Origin of the sequence: Streptomyces sp. NPDC093109 (assembly GCF_040701725.1) — a bacterium.
Classification (GTDB): Bacteria; Actinomycetota; Actinomycetes; order Streptomycetales; family Streptomycetaceae; genus Streptomyces.
On sequence record NZ_JBFBEZ010000090.1, the window covers coordinates 1 to 6,165 of the forward strand.

A 6,165-nucleotide genomic window follows, 5' to 3' on the forward strand; every position below is an offset into this window, starting at 1 on the left:
ATGAGGTCTTGGTCGAGGGTGATGCGGCCGAAGTCCATGGCCACGGTGGTGGTGGTCTTGTCTCCGGTGTGGGTGAGGTCGTCGATGCCGGCGGACGCGCTGGTCATGACGGCTTCGGTACGCAGCGGGTTGATCTCCGAGACGGCGCCGACGAACGTGGTCTTGCCCACGCCGAAGCCGCCCGCCACCACGATCTTCGCGCTGGTGGTCGACCGTGCCGTCCCGGCACCGCCACTAGAGCTTCCGAAGTCCACTGAGCACCCTTTCGAGCAGTGTCACATCCGGCGTGCCGCCGGCCTCTCCATTGCCGGGCTGGTGAATGGCCACCATGCCGGCTTCCGCCAGGTCGGCGACGAGAATACGGGCGACGCCGAGCGGCATCGTGAGCAGTGCCGAGACCTCCGCCACGGACTTGACCTCACGGCACAGGTGGCAGATCCGCTGGTGCTCGGGGAGCAGGGTGGCGAGATGCGCCGGGTCCGCGGTCGTACTGACCAGTGCCTCGATGGCGAGCTGGTACCGAGGCCGGGTCCGGCCGCCGGTCATGGCGTACGGACGGACCAGCGGCTGATCGCCCTCGGACCCGTAGGACGCGTCCATAGAGGCGCCGTACGGATCGTGAGAGGCAGGTGGCGGGGTCATGAATCCTCCGGGCGTGACAGCAAGGTGCCTTCGTGCCGTCTGACTTGGCCGGTGGGGGGCCGGTTGGGCGGCCTGACGGTAGGGAGCTGGGGCGTTTCCTGGGGCCTCAGTGCAACAGACTTCCCTGCAACTCGGCGCGCAGGTCCGGGGTGAGGACCGTACCTGCGCGGTCGACCAGAAGGGCCATTTCGTAACCCACCAGGCCGATGTCGCACTCGGGGTGCGCCAGCACGGCCAGGGAGGAACCGTCGGAGACGGACATGAGGAAGAGGAAGCCGCGCTCCATCTCCACCACGGTCTGGTTGACCGGGCCGCCTTCGAAAATCCGGGACGCCCCCGCGGTCAGCGAGGTGAGACCGGACGCCACGGCCGCGAGCTGATCGGCGCGGTCGCGGGGGAAGCCCTCGGACATGGCCAGCAGAAGTCCGTCGGCGGAGACCACCACTGTGTGGGACACCCCGGGGGTGTTGTCCACAAAGTTGGTGATCAACCAGTTCAGATTCTGCGCAGCCTGACTCATCGGACTCAACTAACGCTCCTGCTGGTGAGAGGTGCCGAGGTTGAATCCGTTGCTCGCCGGGCCGGTGTTGCCCGCCTGACGACCTTGCTGGATACCCCGACGGAGATTGGTCAGCCGGCCGCGTACGTCAGCGGGTGCACGAGATACCTGCGGACCGGCCTGGGTGTTCTGTTCCTGCGCGGTTCCCGGCACCAGATTGGCGCGCGGTACCCGGCGGGGCAGACCGGAGGTGGTAAGACCGCCGGCCTGGGGCTTTTTGGCCCGCTCGGCCTGGCGTACCAGCTCGTCGTTGGGCGAGGTGCGCCAGGAGGAGTTGGCGGCCACGCCGTTCGCGCCCGAACTGCTTCCCGGGCCGCCGTCGCCCGAGGGAACCCCGAAGCTGTTGGTGCCCGAGTCGATGGTGCCGAAGCCACCGGCGCTGGTGCCGGTGATGCCGGAGCTGTTGGTGGTGCCGGGACCGCCCGAGCCGTTCGCGCCCGAGCCGTTCATCCCCGAGCCGTTCGCGGAGTCGCGCCGCGGCATGATCGGTTCACGGCGCGGCATCGGCGGGGCCGGCTGCTGCTGGGCGGCGGAGGGGCCCGGCGGCAGGGACCGGGAATCGTCCCGGAAGCTGTCCCGGGAGTCGTCCCTGGAGCCGTTGCGCGGCTCCGGCCGGTCCTGCCGGAGGTCGTCCTGCGCACCGCCCTGCGAGCCGTTGTACGAGCCGTTGTTGTTCCGCTGGCCGCCCTGCTGCGGGTCGCCGGACTGCTGTGCGGCGTGGAACCAGTTGGTTTCCAGGTTGTCGTACAGCGGTGTGCTGCCGTCACCGGGACCCGCCGGAGGCAGCGCCTCCTGCTGCGGCTGCGGCGGCAGGCTCGGCGGGCGGTAGCCGCCCTGCGAACCGGGCGCCGGGGCCGGCGCCGAGGGGCGCGGGGCGTTGAAGTCCTGCGGGGCGAAGTCCGACGGCGGGCGGAAGGCGGACCGGTCGTCCCGGTCCTGCCTGCCGTCGTACTCCGGCTGGTAGCCGGAGGGCGCCTGGGCGCCGAAGTCCGGCCGGGGGAACTGGGCCGTGGCGGCGGCGTCCTGCGCGCCGCCCAGCGGGGCGGGCTGGTCGGGCCTGGGCGCGTTGAAGTCCGGGCGCGGGAACTCCGACGTGGCGCCGGGCCCCTGCTGCTCGGCCGTCGGGCGGGCGAACTGGCCGGTGGTCTCGTGCTCCTCGTGGCCGCGCGGGGCGTCGATCGAGGGGCGCTGCGGAGCCGACGACTGGTCGGCGCCCCAGCTGGTGGTCTGCGGGCGCTTCGGCTGCGGGTTGCCGCCGGGCAGTTCGGCGCGCGGGCCGCCGGGGGGCGGGAGCTGCCGGCCGCGGTCGGGGGCGCCGCCCTGCTGGAAGGCGTTCTGGGCACGGCCGCTGAAGCCGTTCTGGCCGCCCTGGCCGCCGGACCGGTCCGTACGCTGCTGCCCCTGGCCGGGCCCCTGACCCTGCGCGGGGCCCTGACCCTGGCCCTGCTGGCCGGGCCGGTTCTGGTTCTGGTTCGGCGCGCCGAAGGCGTTCTGGCTGAAGACGCTGGGCTGGCCCTGGCCCTGACTCTGGCCCGAACCCTGCCGCTGCGGGTCCTGCGAGCCGCCGGACTGCGGGAAGCCGCCCTGCGGACTTCCCTGCTGACCGTTCTGCGGTCCGCCCGGTGTCCCGTCGCGGGAGGGCAGCGCCGCACGCGGGCTCGCGCCGGGACCGACCTGGCCGCGCGGGGCGCCCGCGCCGAGCAGACCGGGAGCGGGCGAGCCGCCGGGGCCCGCGCCGATACCGGGACGGCCGCCACCGGCCGTACCGGGACCGCCGGTGAGCTGGCCGCCGGTCGAGGCCGGCGACTGGACGGCGCCGCCCGGGCCACCGGGGCGGCCGGGCGGGCTCTTCTTGCCGCCGTGGGCGACATCGACGGGCAGCATGACCAGCGCGGTCGTACCGCCGGAGTCGGACGGCCGCAGCTGGATACGGATGCCGTGGCGCAGCGACAGCCGGCCGACCACGAACAGACCCATGCGGCGGGAGACCGAGACATCCACGGTGGGCGGCGAGGCGAGCCGCTCGTTGATCGCCGCGAGGTCCTCGGGGGAGAGCCCGATACCGGTGTCGTGGATCTCGACGAGCACCCGGCCGTCGGGCAGCGCGTGGCCGGTGACCCGGACCTTCGTCTGCGGCGAGGAGAACGACGTGGCGTTCTCCAGCAGCTCGGCGAGCAGGTGCACGAGGTCGTTGACGACGCGGCCGGCGACCTCGGTCGTGGGCACCGAGGAGAGTTCGATGCGCTCGTACTGCTCCACCTCGGAGGCGGCGGCACGGAGCACGTCGACCAGCGGGACGGGCCGGGTCCACCGGCGGCCCGGCTCCTCGCCCGCGAGGACGAGGAGGTTCTCGCCGTTCCGGCGCATACGGGTCGCGAGGTGGTCGAGCTTGAAGAGGGACGACAGCTGGTCCGGGTCCGCCTCGCGGGACTCCAGTTCGGAGATCAGGGACAGCTGGCGCTGGATGAGGCCCTGGCTGCGGCGCGAGAGGTTGGTGAACATCGCGTTGACGTTGCCCCGCAGCAGAGCCTGCTCGGCGGCGAGCCGGACGGCCTCGCGGTGCACGTCGTCGAAGGCCGCGGCGACCTTTCCGATCTCGTCCCGGGAGTGCACACCGACGGACTCGACGGAGGTGTCGACATCCTGCGGGTCCGAGTCGGAGAGCTGCTTGACCAGCTCGGGCAGCCGGTCCTGGGCGACCCTGGTGGCCGTGTCCTGGAGCCGGCGCAGCGAGCGGATCATGGACCGGGCGACCACGAAGGCGCCGACCAGCGAGACGCCGAGCACCAGCAGGATGACGGCACCGTTGATGAGCGCGTCGCGCTGCGAACTGGCGCGCAGCTCGCGGGCCTTGCCCTCCATCTCACCGAGCAGCGTGGCCTCGATGATCTTCATCGCGTTGATCCGGGGGGACGCCTGGTCGGTCCAGTCCAGATACGAACGGCCGGGCTGGGACGCCATGCCGTCCTGCCGGTCGAGGACCCGGTCGGCGTACTTCTCGGACGACTGGATCTCGGGGCTGCCCTGGCCGTTGAGCGGGGCCATCAGCTCTTCGGCGTTGCCGCCCATCGACTCGTACAGGGCGCGGAAGGAGGTGAGGGCGCTCCGCTCCTTGTTCGCCGCGGCCAGACCGTACAGCCGGTCGTTCTCGTTGAGATTGCCCTTGGTGCTGGGGTTCGGGGGCAGCGCGGCGGCGATGATCGCGCGCTGGATCGAGGCGTACTCCTTGGCGGAGGAGAACGCGGCGAGCGCGCGGGTCCGCCTGATCATCTCGGGGTTGCTGGTCGCCTGGGCCATGTCCTGCGACAGGCTCAGCAGCGAGTCGATCAGCCCGCTGTACGCGTCGACGGTCAGCGAGTGCGCGTCCGAGGCGTACGCGTCCTTGCGGATGTCGTTGATCGTGTTGACCTGGGTGGCGATCTGGTTGACGTTGGAGCGGATGCTCTCCAGCGCCTGGTCGCCGTCGGTGTTGCCGATGTCGACCGTGGCGTCGAGGAAGCCTTTCTTCGCCCGGTCGGTCTTGGTACGGCGGTCCTGGACCGCGAAGTTCTTGGGGCTCGCGCCGTTGGTGAGGGGGCCGGCCGACTCGTCGCGCTCCGCCTGGAGGGCCTGCGCGAGGTTGGTGGCCTCCTTGGTCATCTTGGTCAGCAGCTGCATGTGCTCCAGCTGCTGCATCTCGTTGAGCGAGTCATTGATCCGGAGACCACCCAGCGTGGTGGCGGCGACCACCGGCAGGGTCAGCAGGGCGACGAGGCGCGTGCTGATGCGCCAGTTGCGCAGTGCCACCCGGGAGCCGGGGTCGGTCGGGTCCTTGACCTTTCCTCCCGGCGGGGTCGCGGGGCCACCGGGCCCGCCCGGTCCACCCGTACCGCCGGACGCCGCTCCGGGGCCGCCACGGCCGTCGCCCGAGGGCGCGGGGCCCTGGTTCTGGGTGTGCTGGGGCGAGGAGCCGCGGTCGGATCCGCCACGGGGCTCCTGCTCCGCCGCAGCGCTGCTGTCCCTCTTAAAACGTCCCTGCACTAGCGTCGCAACCTCTGGACCAGGCGTCCCCCCGCAGAACGGCGGAACGGTGTCGGCGTCGTGGGGCGCAGAACGCTCCCCATGGTGGTCGTGAGTGACCGGCGCTTGCTCCCCTTCCCCACCGCCGCTCGGCGCTGCGTTGCGCCTTGCGCGCCGGACTTGAAACCCGCGGCGGTGGGGGGAATTCCAGCACAGTGCCGGACCTCCAACAAGGCCAGTGGCCAGCGGTGTGACCGGGATGACACGGCGTGAGCGCCGGGTCACCTGCCGTAGAAAGTGTGCATGGAGGAAACGGACTTATATTGACGAGCCGCGTACGGGTGGGGGGTGTCCCAGTCCGGATGATCAGCAGCGGAATGCCACATTCAGTTATGTAATGTCCGCTTACTCGGCAACTGAAATCTGTCCGGTACGCGGCAAATGCGCACCGTTTGGTGAGCAAACTCACACGGTGATCGCCGATGGATCCCGATCTCCACGGGGAATTGTCTGTCTAGCCTGACGCTTTACAGGGATGGCAAATCCGACAACCGGCGCTCCGGCGCCCGTACTCCGACAGGGTCTGACACCACACATGAAGACGACGATGCCGCTCCGTACCACCGCGAACCCCCGGCGCACCACGCTGGCGCATCTCGACGACGCCGAGGGCCTGGTCCCGACGGAGCGCCCGGAGCACGCCGTCGCCCTGCCGAACCGCACCGCCAACCCCCGCCGTACGACGCTCATGGTCGCTCCCGCCGCCCAGTAGGTTCCCCGCGGGGCGTTCCGTCCCCCGCATTCCCTCATACGCGCGCGGGACGTCTCCCGTTCACGCCCGGCCGGAGCGGCCGGGCGCCCGCTCGCTCCTCTAGATGATCGATTCCAAGGGGTCAGTGGTCGTAGGCGGTCAGTGAGCGTAGTACGGGCTGTCCGGTGTGGTCGTTGTGCCAGATCGCGGCGGT

5 protein-coding genes are annotated in these 6,165 nt (G+C 71.1%); 1 reads left to right on the forward strand and 4 read right to left on the reverse strand.

Annotation, left to right across the window (positions count from 1 at the left end):
* From AB0389_RS37505 to AB0389_RS37520, 4 genes are all read right to left on the reverse strand, one after another.
* The coding region (locus AB0389_RS37505) for an ATP/GTP-binding protein (RefSeq protein WP_366400075.1) at window positions 1–254 on the reverse strand (254 nt) is incomplete at its 3' end.
* On the reverse strand, window positions 235–642 hold the full coding sequence (locus tag AB0389_RS37510; protein ID WP_114621845.1) for a DUF742 domain-containing protein: 408 nt from the start codon (window positions 640–642) through the stop codon (window positions 235–237). The genes AB0389_RS37510 and AB0389_RS37505, both read right to left, overlap by 20 nt.
* A 106-nt stretch (window positions 643–748) precedes the next feature.
* The gene (locus AB0389_RS37515; RefSeq protein ID WP_030351794.1) at window positions 749–1,162 is read right to left on the reverse strand and encodes a roadblock/LC7 domain-containing protein; all 414 of its coding nucleotides are present in this window, start codon (window positions 1,160–1,162) and stop codon (window positions 749–751) included.
* Window positions 1,163–1,171: 9 nt separating this feature from the next.
* The gene (locus tag AB0389_RS37520; RefSeq protein ID WP_366400076.1) at window positions 1,172–5,221 is read right to left on the reverse strand and encodes a nitrate- and nitrite sensing domain-containing protein; all 4,050 of its coding nucleotides are present in this window, start codon (window positions 5,219–5,221) and stop codon (window positions 1,172–1,174) included.
* 574 nt (window positions 5,222–5,795) lie between these two features.
* Here AB0389_RS37520 and AB0389_RS37525 point away from each other — a divergent pair.
* Entirely contained in the window at window positions 5,796–5,972 is a 177-nt protein-coding gene (locus tag AB0389_RS37525; RefSeq protein WP_366400077.1) for a hypothetical protein, read from the forward strand.
* Window positions 5,973–6,165 lie beyond the last annotated feature (193 nt).

Excerpts from the sequence above, each read along its gene's own strand:
- AB0389_RS37510 (WP_114621845.1), bottom strand. The coding sequence starts at position 642 with ATGACCCCGCCACCTGCCTCTCACGATCCGTACGGCGCCTCTATGGAC.
- AB0389_RS37515 (WP_030351794.1), bottom strand. The coding sequence starts at position 1,162 with ATGAGTCAGGCTGCGCAGAATCTGAACTGGTTGATCACCAACTTTGTG.
- AB0389_RS37525 (WP_366400077.1), top strand. The coding sequence starts at position 5,796 with ATGAAGACGACGATGCCGCTCCGTACCACCGCGAACCCCCGGCGCACC.